Raw genomic sequence first — 19384 nt, 5'->3', positions numbered from 1 at the left:
TAAAACCAGTTAGTTAATACCGAAAAAGTAAATTTTACATTTTTGAAAATTGATTTTCAAAGTTTGAAAAACGTTTGTCTAAATCAAGAAGTAATTGTTTTTTCACTGCTTCCTCTTTTATAAAACTGTAAAGAATGCTATTGTATACATATTGCTTGATGTCTTTATAGGTAACCTCTTTATATCTTTTGGCTAGTAATACATATTGCTCTGTCATATTTGTACGTAAAATTCCAGCATCATCTGTGCTGATAACTATGGGTACTCCAAATTTTTTGTACAACGAAAAGGGATGACGCTGTTCTTTTACCTTTAAAATAAACTCGTTACTCACTAAATTGATCTCAATTGGAATGGTTTTAGAAGCCATAAATCGCAATAAATTATAAGCATCTTTTTCATAAGCCATATCCACTCCATGACCTATTCTATTTGCTCCAGCTGTATGAACAGCAGCGCCAATATGCCACGATAATTCTTCGGGTTGAACAAGTCCTAGTGTTAGTTCACCAGCGTGCATGGTATATTTTACATTGGGAAAACGAGAACTACAATATTTAAACATTAACATGTGCAAGCCGTAATCTTTCATTGAGGTTTCTCCATCTTCTGGTGAGACTATATTTACGCCAGCCATCAATTTGCTCTCGTTTGCAGAGATAAATGCAATAACTATGTTTTTAAATAAATCTACAGGCTCCATAAAACGCAATACAAAATTTTGATAACGCATTGTAAACTGTGTATCATCAATTTTTAAATCGTTGTGTAATTTAGCAACAAAATTAGTGTTGAAGTTTTTAGCATACATTTCGGCATCTCTTTTTTGGAAAATAACATAGAGAGAATCTAATGTTTTGAGTATTGCTTTTTCATCTTTGGCAGCAGCCAATTGTCTTAATCTTGAATCGAATTTTACTAAATCATTCGTTTGCAAAGTATTTGGAATCGTAGATAATTGTGTTTCAATATAACTTACATTTTCAGCAATAGCTCTTTTTTTAAGTTCTAATAATCCTGCTGCAAAATTGCCTTGTATGGCGGGTTCAAATTTCATGAAAGACTCAAAAAATAATTTATCCGAAGGATAATCCACGTAGTTGTAATCCTTTATAGACCATTTTTGCATTATTTTTTGTTTGTATACTTCCAGCGTACCATTTGCCTTGAGCGCAGAAAATAAGGACCAGTTTCCTGAATTTTCTTTTACTTTTCTCACGTCCATGGTTTCTGTGTTGAGGTAGAAATCCTCTTTTATGGCGTGTTGCAATAAAGGCTCTGCGTAAATAGATCCTGAAAAATGGTGGTGTAAATCTCCTCCTTTAGGCATTTGCGAAAAAAAAGCGGTTAGCTCTGCTTCATTGTTTCTAATTTTTTCAAAGTAGGCATCAGTAGGTTGTGAATAAACAGTGTTTAAGACAAATGCAACTAATAAGGTATATACTAATTTCATATTTTTTATTATAGCTAAAGTAAAAGGTGTGCCATTTTCAAAAAAGTAAAATCAATAGCAATATAGCAGCTCTTATATAATGTTTTAACTTTTAAGTGGTGGTAATAGTTTACAAAAATAAGCAATTTCATTGTCTGTTTTGGCTACTGATAAAAAAGTTTATTTTGATCACTTTTTTTATTTCAAAAAGGAGTAGTTGTAAAAAGGTGTTGTTGAATTTTTTAATATGTTAACCCTTGTTCCTTGTTTCAATTTTGAAAAAATTTTTGTTGAATAGGCTTAAATTTAGTTAGATTTCATCATGGCTTCGGCTGCGAGTCTACCTGTTCTCATAGCAGCATTTATAGATCCATTGAGTAAGTTATCTCCACAAATAAATACGTTTTCGGATAATGTAAGTTCTTGACTAGATATATCATTTCGAACTGATTCTTGATTAGGCAATGCATATTCTATTTGGTACGATTTAATCATTTTCCAAGATTCAACTTGATCACCATACCATTGTTTCAATTCTTGTTTCATGTTTTCCGCCAGTGTATTTTCGTTAATAGTTGGGATGCCATTGTAAGAAACAGAAATTAATATTTTGCCTTGTGGGGCATAGGCCTTGGACACATTAGTCATCACGGTCATGTTATTGACCCATTTTTTAAGAGTAGAAGCGTTAAGAACAACAACTGCCTTGTTCGTGGGAGCTTTTTCAGCCACAAAGTACACATTGGTTACTTGCTGTGATTGCATTTTTTGATTTGGACAATGCGTTTGAGTTAGCGCATTTGCATTTGTAGCCAGTAAAATTTGGTTGGCTTCAAATACGTTTCCATCATCAGTTGTTACTGTATTGCTATCTATTTTTATTACTTTAGTATTAAATATTATACTGCCTTCAGGGAGCATTTTTACTAATTGTTTCGGAATTTCTTCCATTCCTAATTCAGGTACGGCAACATCACCATCAGAAAACATTTTCATCACAAAATCAAACATTCTGCTAGAAGTTTTTAATTCGTTTTCAAGAAAAATCCCGGATAGGAAGGGAGCATAAAATCGCTTTATCATTTTTGAACTAAAACCATATTCTTTTAATTGTTGTAAAGTGGTTTGTTCTTTTTGTTCAAAAATTGCTTCAATAGTTTGTTTTTGTAGTTTGTTTTTAAGCCACAATGTATTCAGCTTATCTTTTATAGTTCCCACGGGGGCAAATAGCGTTGCGAGTGTTGCTGATGGTCTTCTGAACGGATCAGCAATTTCAAAGCTTCCCTTGTCGTAGAGTACAGTGGCGCCCGGAAGTATTTTTTTGAGATTCAAAGCTTTGTAATCTAGTAAAGCTCTCGTTTCTGGATAAGCAGTCAATAAAACCTGAAAACCTCGATCAAAAAGGAAACCGTCTTTTGAATCTGTTTTTATTCTACCTCCCGCACGTTCACTACTTTCTAAAATTAGTACTTTTCTACCTTGGCGGTGCAAATATACTGCTGCTGTTAATCCAGATAATCCAGCTCCTACAATAATAACGTCCTGTTTCATAGTATAAATTTAGACAAAAATAAATCATTTTTGCTGTTTTTTTGGCACTTCAATTTTGATGTTCTTTATTCGGAATAATCTAAATCAGTGTCAAAAGTTTCTTTAAGATTCCAAAGTGCTGTTAATGCAATAATTGAGAGTAATGTGCCAACAATCATTGCTGATTTTAAGATTTCACCATCAAATACTCTATCTCTAAAAAAACTATAAATAAGTAATATAAGGGGTAGTGATCCTCTAACTAAGTTGGGTACTGTTGTAGTTACTGTTGCCCGAATATTAGTGCCAAATTGTTCTGCAGCAATTGTAACAAACAATACCCAATATCCTACAGAGAAACCCATCAAAAAGCATAATGTGTAAAAAGTAATTGTTGTGATATTAAAAGCATTTAAGAAAATGAATACCATGATTAAATTTAAAAGTAAAAAAAGAGCCATTACTTTTTTTCTGCTTTTTAGCCATTGGCTTATTAATCCGCTGGCAATATCACCAAAAACGAGTCCGCCATAACACCAAGCAATAGCTTTACCAGCTGCAATAGTTTCGTATCCTTGTACTCCAAGTGCTTTTGCAAATTCTGGCGAAAAAGTAATTAGTACTCCGACCAAAAACCACAGCGGAACTCCAATAAGAATGCATTTCAGGTATTTATAAAATCTAGTTTTATTGGAAAACAAAGACAGGAAATCACCTTTTTTCTCGGTACTTTTATGTGCATCCTGAAACATTTTTGATTCTGAAATTTTAATTCTTAAAAAAAGAAGTAACAATCCTAAAATTCCACCTGCATAATAGCACAAGCGCCAATCTTGAAAAACTTGGTACACTAAATATGCAGCTACAGCTCCAGAAACTCCCACGGCTACTACAATCATAGTACCATATCCTCTTTTTTCTTTAGGCAAACTTTCTGTAACTAAGGTAATCCCAGCGCCTAGTTCACCCGCAAGACCTATTCCTGCTATTAATCTCCAAAAAGCATATCCGTCTACGGTAGTAACCATACCATTAGCAATATTAGCAACAGAATACATGATTATAGAGCCAAATAAAACAGAAATCCGACCTTTTTTATCACCGAGAATTCCCCAAAGGATCCCTCCAAAAAGCATCCCAAACATTTGCATACTGATTAAATATTCACCTTGGTTACGAATGGCATCTCCTGTAATTCCTAAATCAATAAGGCTATCTGTACGAACAATTCCAAATAGTAATAAGTCATAAATGTCTACAAAATAACCTAGGGCAGCCACGATAACAGCTGCATTTAATATTCGGGTTGGTTTTTCTGCTGCCATCATAATTATTTTAATTTCAATTTCATTAATAAGTCGGTTTGCTGGTCATCACCCATTAAAAATAGGTGTTTGTCAAATTCAATAAATCCATTTTTTTTATAGAATTTTAATGCTCTATGATTTTCCTCCCATACGCCTAACCAAATGTAATTGACTTGCTTTTTATGTCCTATTTGTAAAGCAAAATCAAGTAATTGTTGACCTATATTTTCCCCATGATAGGATTGCAGTACATATATTCGATGAATTTCAAGGGAATTCTCATCTTGTTTTTCAGTTTGAGCATCTCCAAAATTAATTTTGAGATAACCCACAACTTCATTATTCAAAATAGCGATGAAAAATTCCGATGAAGGATGTTTTAACTCTTTTGTTAATTGTTCAATATTTAATTTTTCTGTAATGTAAGAATTAATATTTTCGGGGGTATTGACAGCTGCGAATGTTTCAGTAAAGGTTTGTATGCTTATCTTTTGTAACAGCGAAAGGTCTTTTAATGTGGCTTTTTTTATTTGGATATTGTGCATAGAAATGGTTCTGGTTTTTACCAAAAATAAATAAAATTCCGATTGATTTTTATAATCTATGACACTATTCGACAAATCAATTTAAAGATTCATGAAATCTAAATTTCAATTAGTACTTTTGGGATTACTAATATAAAAGCGTTCGAGAAGAATATTGTGTATGAAAATTGTTATATCGCCAGCTAAATCCTTAGATTTTGAGAAGAAATTGCCCGTTGAAACGTTTACCAAGTCTATTTTCTTAAAAGAGTCAGCTGAAATTCATTCAGTTTTAAAAGAAAAAAAACCAGCTGATTTATCAGTATTAATGAGCATATCAGATAAACTTGCAGATCTCAATTGGAAACGAAATCAAGAATGGAAAACTCCATTTACTCCTAAGAATGCTCGTCCAGCAGTATACACTTTTGATGGAGATGTGTACGTAGGATTAGATGTATTTACCCTTTCACCTTCAAAAATTGAAATTTTACAGGATAAATTACGCATACTATCTGGACTTTATGGCATATTAAAACCATTAGACTTAATGCAGGCGTATCGATTAGAAATGGGTACAAAATTACCTATTGGCGAAAGTAAAAATCTTTATGAGTTTTGGAAACCTTCCATTACTAAAGCTTTAAATAAGGAGCTAAAAGAAGGGGAGTTGTTTGTGAACTTAGCGAGTACCGAATACTTTTCGGCAGTTGATGTTAAGTCATTAAAAGTTCCGGTTATTACACCTGAGTTTAAAGATTATAAAAACGGCAAACTCAAGATTATTAGTTTTTTTGCTAAAAAAGCCCGCGGAATGATGGTTCGTTATATCATAGATACCAATGCAGAAACTATGGAGGATTTAAAAGGCTTTAATTATGATGGATATCAATTTGATGCTACAGAGTCAAAAGGAAATAACTTGGTTTTTACCAGATAGAAAATAAAAAAACCGTTAATATCGATTAACGGTTTTTTTTATGTTAATGCATAGCATCAGCAGGATTTATTTTATTTTTTCCCTTTTTAATCAAAAGGATAAATGGAATACATAACAAGAACAAAGCTCCTAAGTACAAGAAAATATCCATATAAGATAGCACTGAACTTTGAACCATGACTTTATATTCTATTGCTTTATAGGCTTTTGCCAATGCTTCATTTTCGGGATAACCCTTTGACATGAAGCCCAGTTTAAGCTGCTGTACTGTTTTTTGTACTTCAAAAGATGTTTTGTCTAAGTGTGCTATTAAATTTACTCGATGTTCTTGATTGAATCGAGCAATAAACGTGGTTATAATTGCAATACCAAAAGAGCCACCTAGCTGACGCATCATTCCTGTAAAAGCGGCTCCCTCACCAATGCTTTTTCCTTTTAAAGTAGATAGAGAAAGTGTAGATATGGGTACAAATAATAATCCTAAACCTATTCCTCTAAGAATTAGTGGCCAATACAGGTGTTCCTCCCCAGAGTCTGGAGTGATCACACTTTGCATCCAAAAAGTAAAAAAGAAAAACATTAAAAATCCTACAGCTACCATATAAGCTTGTGGAACTCCCCGCTGAATCATTTTACCTATGAACGGCATCATAATTCCTGTAGTTATGGAGCTAGGAATTAGTAGTAGGCCCGCATCTAAAGCACTCCATCCTAAAACGGATTGCGTATAAATAGGGATTATAAAGGTAGAACCATACAAACCAAATCCTAAAATAAAGCACATAATTGTTCCCACCCTAAGATTAGTGTCTTTTAAAACTCTCAGATTTACTATGGGGTGTTCATAAGTAAGCTCCCTCCATATAAAAAGAACTAACCCAAAAACAGTAACTACACTAAGGGTTATAATTGTAATATTATTGAACCAGTCATCTTGCTGCCCATGTTCAAGAACGTACTGTAAGGAACCTATAAAAGCGGTTAATAAAAAGATGCCCCACCAGTCTACCTGGCTTGCTTTTAATTTTTTACCGTATTTAGGACTTTTTACAAATGATAGTGTCAATAATGTAGCAATAATTCCTATCGGTATATTGATGTAAAAAATATACGGCCAAGAAAAATGATCAACAATATATCCACCAAGCGGCGGTCCTAGTGTAGGTCCTACAATGACGCCCATACCGTATATCGCTTGAGCCATTCCACGTTTTGCAACAGGATAACTTTCTGTAATGATGGTTTGTGCTGTAACTAATAAGGCACCTCCACCCAATCCTTGAATGAATCTAAAAGCAACGAGTTCCCATATATTACTGGCATTTCCACATAAAAAGGATGAAACCGTAAATATAATTATAGAAACTGCAAAATAATTTCTACGACCAAATTGCTGTGACAACCAGCTCGTCATTGGGATCACAATAACATTTGCAATTGCATAAGCCGTTATTACCCAAGCCACATCTGTAAGAGATGCACCTAAGCTTCCTCGCATGTTGTTTAAAGCTACATTTACAATTGTGGTATCTACAATTTCCAGCATGGCACAAAGCACTGCTGTAATTGTTATAATGACACGCCTAAAACCGTATTCTACTAAATCATCTTCTCCCGATTCAACCATTTTATTACTAAGTGTAAACTATCATTAGAGTTTAAGTTTGTCGTTTTATAAGTTCAGATTAAGCATTTTAAGATGCTTAATCTATTCTAACATCAACATCTACATTCATACCAGGTCGTAATAATTTTATTTTCTCGGCATCATTTGTTGGGTCTAAACTAATTTTAACTGGTAATCTTTGAATTGTTTTTACAAAATTACCTGTTGCATTATCTGGCGGAAGCAAAGAAAATCGGGAACCCGTAGCAGGTGAAAAGGAAGTTAAAGTCCCTTGGAAATCATAATCGGGATAAGCATCAACTTTTACAGTAACTTTTTGTCCCACTACCATTTTGTTAAGCTGAGTTTCTTTAAAATTTGCAACTACCCAGGCTTCATTATTATTGATGATGTAAAATAAAGATTGTCCAGGTTGTACTAGTTGTCCTGGTTGAATGTCTATTTTTGATACTTGTCCATCAATTGCAGCAGTAATTACAGTGTAGGATAAGTTTAGCTTAGCTGCATCAACCAATGCTCTTGCGCGCTTAATATTGGCAGCGGCTACTTCAGTTTGTTTATTAGAAACTTTTGATTTTGCTACGATCACTGATTTTTGAAAAGCACTAGCTCTTTCTTGTTGTTGTAAAACGCGTACTTGATTTTCGGCTTCAAGTTTTGCAGCAAGCGCTTGCTCGTATTGTTGTTTAGTAATGGAGTGGCTTTTATATAAGTTTTCATAACGAATGTAGTCGCTATTAACTCTTCCTAATCTAATTTTTGCTGTTTCTATATTTCCACCAGCAAATAATACATTGGCATCTGATACAGATATACTTGCTAATGCACTACCAATATCTGCTTTTGAAACTTCAAAGTTGCCCTCTGCACCTACAAGTGCCGCTGTTGCTTCATCAATTTTTAATAAATAATCTCTTTTATCAATTGTAAAAAGGGTGTCTCCTTTTTTGACAAAATCATTGTCTTTGATGTACACTTTATCCACATATCCTGAAACTCTAGGAATAATAGGATTCATCTTTTTCTCAATTTGGGCATCATCAGTTTCTTCATGTGCTAGGGAATGCATGTACTTGAAGGTACCGTATGTACCACCCAAAACTACCAATGCTACTAGGATAATTATAAATTTTGTATTTGTTTTTTTCTTTTCCATGGTAGTATTTTATTTATGAGCGAGATTGAATGATTGTGATAATTGACCTGTAACCGAGAGTAACTCGTAATATTTTTGAATACTATTGGCTTTCGCCAAAGCTTTATTAATTTTTGAATTGAGTTGCTCTACATCAGCTTCAAGCAAATCATTTGTGTCAGATAGTCCGTTGTCATACTTATCTTTGACAATCCGATAATTTTCTGTAGCTTGCTCTTGTGCTTCCTCATAAACTACAGTTTGTTTTAAAGCAAGATCATAGTCCTCTATTGCTTTTTTGACTTGTGTCCGAATGTAATCAGTTAAAATTGCTTCGTTATTTTGCACTTCTATAACTTTATTTTCAGCAATTTTCACCAAGGTTCCGTTTTTCAAAAGCATGCTTAAATCATACGAAATTCCTACGCCTACATTCATAGCATTTTGAACTGTTATGACATTGCTTAAGTCTAGTGCGGTATATCCACCTACAAGCGCTATGGTAGGGTAGTAGGAGCCTTTGGATATTTTTACACTTGTTTCACTAGCTTTACCTTGATGCTGTAACGCTTTTAAATCTTTTCTATTTTCTAAGGCTGGTAATTCATTAGTAGGCACATTTGTCATTTGAAAATCAGCAAAATCAGCTTCTCTAATTTCAAGTTGTGTTTCGGGATTTAATTTTAACAGCGTAGTTAGGTAAAAATTGATTGTTTTTAAGTTGTTTGTGGTTTCATCTAATGATAACTGAATTTTTGAAACTTGTAATTTTGATTTCAGTAAGTCATTTCGAGGAATTATACCGTTTTTTTCAAGTTCAATAAAATCTTTAACTCTTTGTTTGGCACTTTTTTGATTTTCCTTTAAAATTTCAATTGTTTTTTGTGCTTTGTATAAATTTGCATAATACTCAATAACACGCAAAGCAATTTCCTCTTTGGTTTGTTCTGCATTTGCCATTTCTGCCTGGTATAAATAGTCCTGAGCTTTAATGCTATTTTGGAGTTTAAAGCCTGCAAAAACCGGAACAGTAGCATTCAATTGTCCTACCATCAATTGATTGACAACGGGCATTTGTTGTGGATCATTACTTTGATTTAACTTAAAATTGATACCGGCATTTGCCAAGCGTTGGTATTGTCCTGAAAGTTTTAAATCTGGATATTGATTGTTTTTAGTAGCTTGTAACTCGAGTTTTTTTGTTTTGATTTTAGTGTTAGCTAAAGTAATCTCATTACTTTTACTCCAAGCCATGTCTATTGCTTCCGTAAGCGTAAGACTTGTTTTCTGTTGTGCTTCTACAGCTGAAATTCCAATGAAGAAAATCCCAAAGAGCATGAATTTACTAGCTTTCATATATTAGCAAGGCTTTTATTGTTTGTTGAATGTGATTAGTCAAATTGGTCTTTATGTAATTGTTATATAAATCCTCTGTTTTTAAATTCAATAAATTCTCAAAAAAAGGTTTGTTCATGTGGAAATGAAAAAAAGTTCCTAAAATAGTAGGTGTGATAAGAGGTACAATAACATCTTTTCTGAAAATTCCTTTATTTTGCCCTTCTTCAATAATCAATTCTAAGGATTTTAAATTTCCTTTTCGCAATTCAGAGAACGCTTGAATGTTTTGTTCTCTTTTTTTGGACGTAAACTCAAAATGCAAAATGCGATAAATTCCCTTATTTAGGTTAATCCTATCAATGTAAAGGGCTATTAATTTGTTTATTTTTTCCAGAGGTTCTATTTCTTCTTGAAGGAGTTTGTCCAATTGGAGTTTTAAATCTGAAGTGCGATATACAATTAAAGATTCAAGCAAACGCTCTTTGGAACCAAAATAATAGGAAACCATAGCCACATTAATTTGGGCTAGTTTAGCAATGTTCCGTATTGAGGTACCGTCAAATCCTTTTTCTGAGAATAGAGTTTCTGCAACTTCTAGGATTTGAATTTGTTTGTCATTAAAATTACTTTTCAAACGAATCTTTTTTTTGATTTAGCAAAACTAAACATGTGTTTAATTTAAACAGTTGTTTAATTATTTTTTAACTTTTATTTAACAATATTTTTTAAATCTGTAAATTAACTATTAACTTAAATTTATGAATGTTCATTCTTTTATTTAAATACCTTTGTAGAGTTATTTAATGTGATTTGGTTACAACAAGAAATAGAATATGGCACAGCTACAAAAAAGTATAGATAAACGTACGGCATTGTTAAAAGCTACCTTGCAGCTTGTCAACAGTGGTGGTATTCAAGGAGCATCAATGGCTAAAATTGCCAAAGAAGCATCTATATCACCAGCTACCATTTATCTTTTTTTTGATAGCAAACAAGAATTGCTCAACCAGTTGTATCTTTCTGTAAAATCTAATTTTGCTCATGCTGCATTTAGTTCACATGCGCCAGGGGATACTATTCCCAAACAGTTTGAAACCATTTGGCACAACATGGCACAATATAAATTAGCACATCCAGAGGAAGCATCATTTTTGTCGCAATGTGATAACACCCCTATGATTGATGATCAAACCAGACAAGAAGGATTGCTTTTCCTGACTCCACTTTTTGATTTATGGAATGAAGGAATAAGTAAGGGAGTCATCAAGAATAGTTCGCCATACTTATTGTATACACATTCCATATATCCTATGGCGTTCTTAATGAATATAAATAGCAAAGATTTGTGTACTGCGGATGAAAATATTTTAAACGAAAGTTTCCAGATGGCCTGGGATAGCATCAAAGCCTACTAAATAAATAAATTTAATATACTAATACAACATGGAATTAATAGACAAATTAAAATGGAGATATGCTGCAAAAGCAATGAATGGTGAAAAGGTTTCACAAGAAAAATTAGATACTATTCTTGAGGCCGCAATTCTAGCACCTACATCAAGTGGTTTACAGCCTTTTGAGATTATGGTAGTTACTAATCAAGAGATTAAAGAAAAGATAAGAGTTATAGGATGGAACCAATCGGTGATTACAGATTGTTCACATTTGCTTGTTTTTGCTGCTTGGGACACGTATACTGCAGAGCGTATCAATACCATGTTTGATCTCACAAATGAGGTTCGTGGTTTTAAAAATGAAGGATTTGAAAATTACAGACAAATGCTTTTAAGCAGTTATCCGCAAAAAGATCCAGAAGTTAACTTTCAACATGCAGCTAGACAAGCGTATATTGCCTTTGCAATGGCCATCGCAGCAGCTGCTTTTGAAGGGGTAGATACCACACCAATTGAAGGTTTTGATCCTGATGCTCTTGATGAAATTTTAGGTTTAAGAGAAAAAGGTTTAAGAAGTTGTGTTATACTTCCTGTAGGATACCGTGATGCTAAAAACGATTGGTTATCAGATTTAGTAAAAGTTAGAAAGAGTAAATCAGATTTGGTTACTTTTATTGACTAGTTCTACTAAAATAAACTTTTAAAAAATCTCTCCAAATAGGAGAGATTTTTTTGTTTAGGATGTAAAATGATTTTTCAATTAGAATGTATTTTGTGAATATCTATTTGAAAAAAAAGGTTGTTTTTTTTCTTTAAAATTTATCTTTGGCATCCTAAAAAATAATTGAAATGAGTAATATTTGGTACGAATGCAAAGTAAAATATAGAAAAACAGACGAGACTGGTGGTCAAAAAATTACTACCGAGGCTTATCTTGTAGATGCTCTATCGTATACAGAAGCCGAAAGTAGAATCAATGAAGAAATGGCAGCATATATTAGTGAAGAATTTAAAATCACCAATATTAAACTAGCTAATTATGCTGAAATTCACCCTTTTGAAAATGCAGACAGATGGTTCCGTTCTAAAATTTCACTAATTGCTTATGATGAAGAGAGCGGAAAGGAACGCAAAACAAATATGTATGTCTTAGTGCAAGCCAATGATGTGCGAGAAGCGTACGATAACACGATAACAATCATGAAAGGAACCATGGGTGATTACACCATTCCTGCCGTATCTGAGTCTCCTATTATGGATGTTTTTCCTTATTTCAGTGGTGATGAAGGGGAACTTGAGCAATTAGAACGATTTAATGCCTTAAAAGCTTCAAAGCCAGATACTACATCAGAAATAGAAGATCACATGGAATTTGTAGACGAAGTAGAAGAAGAAACTATAGCTTAATTTAAAGCTTAGTTTTTTAAATATAGCGATACTTTTTAAACACGGTTCTCAAATCTCTTCTTTTGCTATCAGCAAGAACATAAGGGATTTGTGAACCGTTTTTATTTTGGTAACGGATTACGGTTTTAGTATTTTTTCAAAAGCTTTTCGTGGACTTCCTCTAAAAAAAACTTCGCCGCAATACTGATATCCCAAACTTTCAAAAATACGCAACATAGGCAAGTTGTCATAGTTGGTATCTGCTTTTATACTATATATGTTTTCTTCAAGTGCAACTTGCTCTACATATTTTAAAATCAATTTTGCAAAACCCTTTCCAATTTGGCTTTCGCCAATGGCAATTCGGTGTACCACAACGAAGTCGTTATTTGTCAGCCATTTTCCTTGAATATTTTCATAAGCAGGCTCATAGTTGAAATAAACAGCTGTATATCCTATGATAGTTTGATCTTGTACTAAAACATATCCAGCGCCTTTTAAAATATCGTTGTTTATAATTTCTGGATTTGGATAACCATCTTGCCATTGTGTGCTTCCGTCATTTTTTCTTCGCAAAATAGCGTGCTGTAAAATGGTCCAAATTGCAGCAGCATCGTTTTGATTTGCCTGTCTAAAATGAATGTCCATAGTAAAGGTTTTTTTAGTGGTTGTTTTTATTAATTGGTGTTAAAATAAATCTTTGAACTATAATTCATTTACCCTTTTGTGTAAAAAACAGAAATGTATTTCAATAAAACTAAAGCATTAATTTTTAGAATTGTTGTTTCGCTCACTGTATTCAATCCAATTTTTGATTCTTTCAACATACATTTTGAGATAGTTTTCAGTAATACAGATATTGGACCAATCAAATCTTTGCGCTTGTATTCCTAAAAAAAACTATAAATAGATGCTCCCGCTTCTGGAATTCCATTAATTTCTTGAATGAAATTCCCTTTTTTATCTAAAATTGGAATTGATACCGAAAAAGAATTTTCTCTAAGTAAATTCAAAAGTTCTAATTCTTGCTCAATTTCTAATTTAGTTCGCCATTGATAGCAGTAAACCCCTAAAACAAATTTAGTTTTCTTTACGAAATAAAGTAGGTGTGATTTACACCTGTCCGGTACAATTTACAATTATAATCGTCTGTCAGTTCGTACATTTTTTTGATAAAATCCCCTAATTCTTTTTCTGACAATGTTGAGGCAATTACTGGAAAAGTGGTCATCTACTGTTTTTTAAAATAATTGAAATCAAATTAGGAGACTAAACGTACTATTTTTTTAATCATTTTAAACTAAAAAGAGTTGGTTTTGATTCTTTGTTGCTGATAAAATTATTAAAAATCACTCTTTATTTAATCGAATCATTACTTTCATTTTAATTCTAAAAAAGGGCGTTTTCAAGAAAGTGAAAAATCTCCTGAATCTATTTTAAAAAATTTCTCAAATCGTCATAGGTTTTAATTTTAACGCTCACTTTTTCTTTACCTAAAACACTCTCAATTTGTCTAGGAATAGATAGTTTTACGTTTAATGTTGGTTCCACTGTATCCAAAAACTTAATGGGATGTGCCGTTTCTAAGAAAACACCTATTGCATTTGGATAATTTTCTAATTCTTTTTTTAATCCAAGATAGCCCACAGCTCCATGAGGTTCTGCAATATATCCGTTGGTGTCATAAATGGTTTTCATGGCTGTTAAAGTTTCAGCATCAGAGAATGTAAACGAAGAAAAGTCTTTTTTAAATTCCTTCAAATCATTTTGGTAGATTTCCTGAATTCGAATAAAATTACTTGGATTCCCGACATCCATTGCATTTGAAATGGTCGCTTTGGAAGGTTTTGGATCGTAAATTCCGTTTTCTAAAAATCTCGGAACCGTATCGTTTACATTCGTTGCAGCTACAAAATGTTCAATGGGTAATCCCATTTTTTTAGCAATAATCCCTGCGCAAATATTCCCAAAATTCCCACTTGGACAAGAGAAAATTAAAGGTTTATTATGTTTCTTTAATTCCTTGTAAGCAAAGAAGAAATAAAACATTTGCGGCAACCAGCGCGCAATATTGATGGAGTTTGCTGATGTTAAGTTTTTATGTTGTAGACTTTCGTCCAAAAACGCTCTTTTAACCATATCCTGACAATCATCAAAAACGCCATCCACTTCAAGTGCTTTAATATTTTGTCCCAAAGTGGTCAATTGTCGTTCTTGAATATCACTCACTTTACCCGATGGATATAGTATAATGACTTCAACGCCTTTTACACCAAGGAAACCACTGGCTACAGCACCACCTGTATCGCCAGAGGTGGCAACTAAAACCGTATTTTTACTATCGGCCTTATCTTTGTTGAAATACCCCAAACAACGTGACATGAATCTTGCGCCTACGTCTTTGAAAGCCATTGTTGGGCCATGAAACAATTCAAGAGAGTAAATGTTTTTTTCAATTTCGACAATAGGAAAATCAAAGCATAATGTTTCGGCGATGACTTGTTTTAAAGTGGTTTCTGGAATTGCATCACCTACAAATTGTTGAATCGCTTCAAAAGCAATTTCTTCGTTGCTTAAATTTTCGATGGTTTCAAAAAAAGCAGTTGCTAACGGGGTGATGGTTTCCGGAAAATACAATCCTTTATCAGATGCTAATCCTTGTATTACGGCTTCTTTGAAAGAAACTTTGGGTGCGTTATGGTTTAAACTGTAGTATTTCATTATGTTTAGTAATTATAGAATCCCCACCCCAACCCACCCCAGAGGGAAGGCAGACGAAACGGGATTCAGAATGTGTTCATTATAATTTTAAAATCACTATATTTTTCATTTATTCTCCCTCCGGGGGTTAGGGGGCTATTATTTTCATTCCTTCATCATTTACTTTTGAAACGTGAATTTCATACGGTAAATTCATTTCATCGTATACAACCCTCATGGCTTTTGCGATTTTATCAGCGGTTTCCTTTCCTTTGCTTAAAGCAAAAATAGAAGGACCTGAACCCGATATACCTGAACCTAAAGCTCCATTTTCATAGGCTGTTTTCTTGATTAAATCAAATCCAGGAATTAAAACACTACGCAAGGGTTCTATTATTTCGTCATGCAAGGACCTACCTATTAAATCATAATCTTTAGTGTACAAACCTGCTACTAATCCGCCTACATTTCCCCATTGTACAATGGCACTTTTTAAGGAAATGGTTTGTTTTAATACGGAACGAGCATCTGATGTTTTCAATTCAATTTGAGGATGAACCACGGTGGCGTACAGTTCAGATGGACTTTCTATTTTTATAATATCCGGTGGATTATAACTTCTTACCAATGTGAATCCTCCCAAGAGGGCAGGAGCAACGTTATCAGCATGGGCATTTCCACTGGCTAATTTTTCGCCTTGCATCGCAAATAAAACCAATTCTTTACGTGTAAATGGACGTCCCAATAATTCATTAATTCCAAAAACTGCACCTGCTGCACTCGCGGCACTACTTCCAATTCCACTTCCGGCTTTGATATTTTTGTAAATTTCGATTTCAAATCCAAATTCGGTTTCTACTTCTTCTAACATTGCCAAAGCGGAGACTCCAGCAACATTTTTTTCGGTTTCAAAAGGCAGGTCGGCACCCACAATTTTAGTAATGCGAATCCCTTTTACCGCAGATTTTCTGATAACCATTTCGTCACCCGCTGTATCAAGACACAATCCTAACACATCAAAGCCACAGGAAAGATTAGCTATTGTAGCTGGGCAAAATATTTTTATTTCATTCATAATAGTAGTCTTAAAGTCTAATGTCTTAAAGTGATAAAGTCATTGAAATGTACATAAAATGGAATTGGTAACTTGTACACTTTATGACATTCGACTTTATGACTTATTTATATATTTCCAATTCTGATTACATCTGCAAAAATTCCTGAAGCTGTAACTGCAGCTCCGGCACCAGCTCCTTTTATCAATAGCGGTTGATCTATGTAACGGTCTGTGAAGAACAATACAATATTGTCTTTTCCTTCTAGATTATAAAAAGGATGGTCTTTGGAAATGAATCGCAATCCTACATTTGCTTTTCCGTTTTCAAATTGAGCTACATATTTCAAACGAGATTCTTTGCTTAATGCTTCTTTGTAAATGGATTCAAAATGTGCCGCATGTGTTTGTAAGGATTTGAAAAAGGCTTCATTATTAGTTGTCTCCAAACATTCAGCAGGCATGAACGATTCGTTTGTAATTTCGTCAATTTCCATTTTGTAACCGCTTTCGCGAATCAAGATTAATATCTTTCTGGCAACGTCAATTCCGCTCAAATCTATCTTTGGATTTGGCTCTGTAAATCCCTGTACACCAGCTTCTTTTACAACATCATGAAAAGTATTATTTTCATCGAAATTATTAAAAATAAAGTTCAGACTTCCAGATAATACAGCTTGAATTTTATTTACTTTATCGCCGGAAGCAACCAGATTTTTTACGGTATCAATAATTGGTAATCCCGCTCCAACATTAGTTTCAAACAGAAAAGGAGCATTAAATTGTCTGGATAGTTTTTTTAGCTTTTTATAATTGTCGTACTCTGATGCGCATGCAATTTTATTACAAGTCACTACGGCAATATTGTGTTTTAAATACTGTTCGTATGTTTTAGAAACACTTTCATTTGCCGTGATATCTACAAAAATACTGTTGCGTAAATTGAGTTCTTTAACTTGTGTGATAAACTGCTCTTGGTTACACGGTTCTCCTGTTTCTAAAGCAAATTGCCAATCTTTTAAGGAGATTCCATCTTCATCAAAATACATTTTTCTAGAATTTGACAAGGCTATTACGCGCAGGTTTATCTTCAATTTTTCTTTAAGGAATTTCTTTTGATGTTGAATTTGTTCTATGAATTTTTCTCCCACATTTCCTACTCCCATCACAAACAAGTTGAGTTGCTTGGTGTTTTCTTCAAAAAAGTTTTCATGCAGCGAATTCAATGCTTTTTTTACATCTCTTTCGTTAATTACCGCCGAAATATTTCTTTCCGAAGCTCCTTGAGCAATGGCGCGAATATTAACATTGTTTTTTCCCAAAGTGCTAAACATTCTACCGCTTAAACCTTGATGATTTTTCATATTCTCGCCTACTATGGCTATGATGCATAAATTTTGTTCAACTATACATAGATTAACTTTATTTTGCAGAATTTCCACTTCAAATGCAGAATTGATTGCAGCCTCGGCCACAGCGGCATCTGAATTTAAAATCCCGATACATATGGAATGTTCCGATGAGGCTTGAGTAATAAAAATCACGTTTATTTTGTGATGTGATAATACTTCAAAAAGTCTTTTAGAAGACCCAGAAACACCAATCATTCCAGAACCTTCAAGTGTAATCAATGTGATTTTATCAATATGTGTAATTCCTTTTACGGGATTAGATGATGCTACAATTTGGTTCGAAATATAAGTTCCTTCGGCTTCTGGTTCAAAAGTGTTTTTGATTAAAATAGGAATATTTTTTCTTAAAACAGGCTGTATAGTTGGCGGATACAGTACTTTAGCTCCAAAATGAGACAACTCCATCGCTTCCTGATAGGAAATGAATGCAATAGGTTTTGCTTGTTTTACAATTTTTGGATTGGCAGTAAACATTCCGTTGACATCAGTCCAAATTTCAAGTTCCTGTACATCAAGTGCGCCCGCAAGAATAGCTGCCGTATAGTCAGATCCTCCGCGTCCTAACGTAGTATTGATTCCGTCTAATGAAGCAGCAATAAAACCCGGCATTACAACTACCTGTTTTTCATTAGATTTAAAAAAATCACTAATTAATGCATTTGATACCTCAAAATTGACGGTAGCTTTACCAAAGTCAGTATTGGTTTTAATCAATTCTCGGCTGTCTTTATATCCGCTATTTTGGCTAATTTGTTGTATTCCTTCGGATATGATAAATGAAGAAAGCAACTCACCAAAACTTAAAATAGTATCTGAAGTTCTTGCGGATAATTCACCCAAAAGATAGCAGCCATCGAGTAAGGTTTCAAGATGATTGATAATTCTCTTGATTTGGCTAAGCAAACCGCTTTGATCTTGTACTGGTATAAGCTCTCTTAAAACTTCTAAGTGTTTTTTCTCAATTTCGGCAAGAATTGTTTTGTAATTTTCATCTCCAGCAGCCGCTTTTTGTGAAGCAAGTTGGAGCATATCAGTAACTTTACTAAAAGCAGATACCACTACAATTAATTGTTGGTCTAGGGATTGGTTCATGACAATTGACATTACCAATTTTATATTTTGTGCATTGGCCACAGAAGTGCCTCCAAATTTGAGTACTTTCATTTTGTTGTTGTTTAGTTTTTTATTAACGAGGGACCATGGTCGCTAGGTAAAATTATTGTGAAAAGAGAATTATTTGAGTTTTACTCAAGTTAAATTAACTTTAAATAAAGTATACGTATAGGATGATATGTAATTGTAGTACCCCTAAGGGGTTGTAGTAGTTGTAGTAGAGTAAGCAACAAAAGTTACCTCCCATAATAGGGTGGTGCTTGTAGTCTTATATGTTGCTTTATTGTTCTTCATTTGTTTTTCAAAAATACGTTATTTAGTTTAAAATGAGCATGTTTGTTTCATTTTTGTGAAATATGAATTTTGTGAAGCGTAAATTGTATATTTCTAAATTTGATGTGATGAAATGCATTTAAAATCATGATATTCATATTTTTTAAAGTTTTTTTGACTTTAAAAACGATAAGACTTTAGTTTTTTATTTCATATATC

Annotated in this window: 18 protein-coding genes; 4 read left to right on the top strand and 14 right to left on the bottom strand. The window is 33.5% G+C overall.

Annotation, left to right across the window (positions count from 1 at the left end; genetic code table 11):
- Positions 1-34: 34 nt before the first annotated feature.
- The 4 genes from DNC80_RS09790 to DNC80_RS09775 all read right to left on the bottom strand — a co-directional run bounded on the left by DNC80_RS09790 (position 35) and on the right by DNC80_RS09775 (position 4814).
- The gene (locus tag DNC80_RS09790) at positions 35-1453 is read right to left on the bottom strand and encodes an adenosine deaminase (protein ID WP_182651057.1); all 1419 of its coding nucleotides are present in this window, start codon (positions 1451-1453) and stop codon (positions 35-37) included.
- 285 nt (positions 1454-1738) lie between these two features.
- Positions 1739-2983, bottom strand: coding sequence for an NAD(P)/FAD-dependent oxidoreductase (locus tag DNC80_RS09785; protein WP_182651056.1), 1245 nt, complete (start codon positions 2981-2983; stop codon positions 1739-1741).
- A 65-nt stretch (positions 2984-3048) separates the two neighbouring features.
- Positions 3049-4287 carry an MFS transporter gene (locus tag DNC80_RS09780; RefSeq protein WP_255493213.1) on the bottom strand — a complete coding sequence of 413 codons (1239 nt, stop codon included), beginning with the start codon at positions 4285-4287 and terminating at the stop codon, positions 3049-3051.
- Between the two features lie 5 nt (positions 4288-4292).
- On the bottom strand, positions 4293-4814 hold the full coding sequence (locus tag DNC80_RS09775; RefSeq protein WP_182651054.1) for a GNAT family N-acetyltransferase: 522 nt from the start codon (positions 4812-4814) through the stop codon (positions 4293-4295).
- Positions 4815-4974: 160 nt separating this feature from the next.
- Between DNC80_RS09775 and yaaA the strand changes: the two genes are divergently transcribed.
- Positions 4975-5733, top strand: a complete 759-nt coding sequence (yaaA, locus tag DNC80_RS09770; protein ID WP_182651053.1) for a peroxide stress protein YaaA — start codon at positions 4975-4977, stop codon at positions 5731-5733.
- Between the two features lie 43 nt (positions 5734-5776).
- On the opposite strand, the gene DNC80_RS09765 is transcribed toward yaaA, so the two are convergent.
- From DNC80_RS09765 to DNC80_RS09750, 4 genes are all read right to left on the bottom strand, one after another.
- Complete coding sequence (locus DNC80_RS09765; RefSeq protein WP_144892313.1) at positions 5777-7360, bottom strand: DHA2 family efflux MFS transporter permease subunit; 1584 nt, start codon at positions 7358-7360, stop codon at positions 5777-5779.
- 76 nt (positions 7361-7436) lie between these two features.
- Entirely contained in the window at positions 7437-8516 is a 1080-nt protein-coding gene (locus tag DNC80_RS09760; RefSeq protein WP_182651052.1) for an HlyD family secretion protein, read from the bottom strand.
- A 9-nt stretch (positions 8517-8525) separates the two neighbouring features.
- A complete protein-coding gene (locus DNC80_RS09755; RefSeq protein ID WP_182651051.1) occupies positions 8526-9851 on the bottom strand; it encodes a TolC family protein in 1326 nt (441 codons plus the stop codon).
- Complete coding sequence (locus DNC80_RS09750; protein ID WP_220485228.1) at positions 9841-10467, bottom strand: TetR/AcrR family transcriptional regulator; 627 nt, start codon at positions 10465-10467, stop codon at positions 9841-9843. The genes DNC80_RS09755 and DNC80_RS09750 overlap by 11 nt, the downstream gene beginning before the upstream one ends.
- Positions 10468-10666: 199 nt before the next feature.
- Between DNC80_RS09750 and DNC80_RS09745 the strand changes: the two genes are divergently transcribed.
- The 3 genes from DNC80_RS09745 to DNC80_RS09735 all read left to right on the top strand — a co-directional run bounded on the left by DNC80_RS09745 (position 10667) and on the right by DNC80_RS09735 (position 12634).
- Entirely contained in the window at positions 10667-11248 is a 582-nt protein-coding gene (locus DNC80_RS09745) for a TetR/AcrR family transcriptional regulator (RefSeq protein WP_182651050.1), read from the top strand.
- Between the two features lie 28 nt (positions 11249-11276).
- Positions 11277-11909 (top strand): nitroreductase family protein, encoded by a 633-nt coding sequence (locus tag DNC80_RS09740; RefSeq protein WP_182651049.1) that lies wholly within the window; start codon positions 11277-11279, stop codon positions 11907-11909.
- A 167-nt stretch (positions 11910-12076) separates the two neighbouring features.
- Positions 12077-12634 (top strand): DUF4494 domain-containing protein, encoded by a 558-nt coding sequence (locus DNC80_RS09735; protein WP_182651048.1) that lies wholly within the window; start codon positions 12077-12079, stop codon positions 12632-12634.
- Positions 12635-12751: 117 nt separating this feature from the next.
- Here the strand turns inward: DNC80_RS09735 and DNC80_RS09730 are convergent, their stop codons facing one another.
- From DNC80_RS09730 to thrA, 6 genes are all read right to left on the bottom strand, one after another.
- Complete coding sequence (locus DNC80_RS09730; RefSeq protein ID WP_182651047.1) at positions 12752-13261, bottom strand: GNAT family N-acetyltransferase; 510 nt, start codon at positions 13259-13261, stop codon at positions 12752-12754.
- 242 nt (positions 13262-13503) lie between these two features.
- Positions 13504-13626 (bottom strand): hypothetical protein, encoded by a 123-nt coding sequence (locus DNC80_RS16010; RefSeq protein ID WP_255493211.1) that lies wholly within the window; start codon positions 13624-13626, stop codon positions 13504-13506.
- Between the two features lie 77 nt (positions 13627-13703).
- Positions 13704-13844 (bottom strand): hypothetical protein, encoded by a 141-nt coding sequence (locus DNC80_RS09725; RefSeq protein ID WP_182651046.1) that lies wholly within the window; start codon positions 13842-13844, stop codon positions 13704-13706.
- A 200-nt stretch (positions 13845-14044) separates the two neighbouring features.
- A complete protein-coding gene (thrC, locus tag DNC80_RS09720) occupies positions 14045-15334 on the bottom strand; it encodes a threonine synthase (protein ID WP_182651045.1) in 1290 nt (429 codons plus the stop codon).
- Between the two features lie 127 nt (positions 15335-15461).
- Positions 15462-16388: a homoserine kinase gene (locus DNC80_RS09715; protein WP_182651044.1), complete on the bottom strand. Its 927-nt coding sequence runs from the start codon at positions 16386-16388 to the stop codon at positions 15462-15464.
- Positions 16389-16495: 107 nt separating this feature from the next.
- Positions 16496-18943 carry a bifunctional aspartate kinase/homoserine dehydrogenase I gene (thrA, locus tag DNC80_RS09710; RefSeq protein WP_182651043.1) on the bottom strand — a complete coding sequence of 816 codons (2448 nt, stop codon included), beginning with the start codon at positions 18941-18943 and terminating at the stop codon, positions 16496-16498.
- Positions 18944-19384: the final 441 nt, after the last annotated feature.

Origin of the sequence: Flavobacterium sp. SOK18b, from assembly GCF_014156605.1 — a bacterium.
GTDB lineage: Bacteria > Bacteroidota > Bacteroidia > Flavobacteriales > Flavobacteriaceae > Flavobacterium > Flavobacterium tiangeerense.
Note: the sequence above shows the minus strand (reverse complement) of the source record. Positions and strands in the feature narration are given on the sequence as shown.

What these genes read in the sequence shown, in the direction of transcription:
- DNC80_RS09745 (WP_182651050.1), top strand. Translation starts at nt 10,667, where the DNA reads ATGGCACAGCTACAAAAAAGTATAGATAAACGTACGGCATTGTTAAAA.
- DNC80_RS09785 (WP_182651056.1), bottom strand. Translation starts at nt 2,983, where the DNA reads ATGAAACAGGACGTTATTATTGTAGGAGCTGGATTATCTGGATTAACA.
- thrC (WP_182651045.1), bottom strand. Translation starts at nt 15,334, where the DNA reads ATGAAATACTACAGTTTAAACCATAACGCACCCAAAGTTTCTTTCAAA.
- DNC80_RS09760 (WP_182651052.1), bottom strand. Translation starts at nt 8,516, where the DNA reads ATGGAAAAGAAAAAAACAAATACAAAATTTATAATTATCCTAGTAGCA.
- thrA (WP_182651043.1), bottom strand. Translation starts at nt 18,943, where the DNA reads ATGAAAGTACTCAAATTTGGAGGCACTTCTGTGGCCAATGCACAAAAT.
- DNC80_RS09775 (WP_182651054.1), bottom strand. Translation starts at nt 4,814, where the DNA reads ATGCACAATATCCAAATAAAAAAAGCCACATTAAAAGACCTTTCGCTG.
- DNC80_RS09735 (WP_182651048.1), top strand. Translation starts at nt 12,077, where the DNA reads ATGAGTAATATTTGGTACGAATGCAAAGTAAAATATAGAAAAACAGAC.
- DNC80_RS09725 (WP_182651046.1), bottom strand. Translation starts at nt 13,844, where the DNA reads ATGACCACTTTTCCAGTAATTGCCTCAACATTGTCAGAAAAAGAATTA.
- DNC80_RS09740 (WP_182651049.1), top strand. Translation starts at nt 11,277, where the DNA reads ATGGAATTAATAGACAAATTAAAATGGAGATATGCTGCAAAAGCAATG.
- DNC80_RS09755 (WP_182651051.1), bottom strand. Translation starts at nt 9,851, where the DNA reads ATGAAAGCTAGTAAATTCATGCTCTTTGGGATTTTCTTCATTGGAATT.
- yaaA (WP_182651053.1), top strand. Translation starts at nt 4,975, where the DNA reads ATGAAAATTGTTATATCGCCAGCTAAATCCTTAGATTTTGAGAAGAAA.
- DNC80_RS09780 (WP_255493213.1), bottom strand. Translation starts at nt 4,287, where the DNA reads ATGGCAGCAGAAAAACCAACCCGAATATTAAATGCAGCTGTTATCGTG.
- DNC80_RS09715 (WP_182651044.1), bottom strand. Translation starts at nt 16,388, where the DNA reads ATGAATGAAATAAAAATATTTTGCCCAGCTACAATAGCTAATCTTTCC.
- DNC80_RS09790 (WP_182651057.1), bottom strand. Translation starts at nt 1,453, where the DNA reads ATGAAATTAGTATATACCTTATTAGTTGCATTTGTCTTAAACACTGTT.
- DNC80_RS09730 (WP_182651047.1), bottom strand. Translation starts at nt 13,261, where the DNA reads ATGGACATTCATTTTAGACAGGCAAATCAAAACGATGCTGCTGCAATT.
- DNC80_RS09765 (WP_144892313.1), bottom strand. Translation starts at nt 7,360, where the DNA reads ATGGTTGAATCGGGAGAAGATGATTTAGTAGAATACGGTTTTAGGCGT.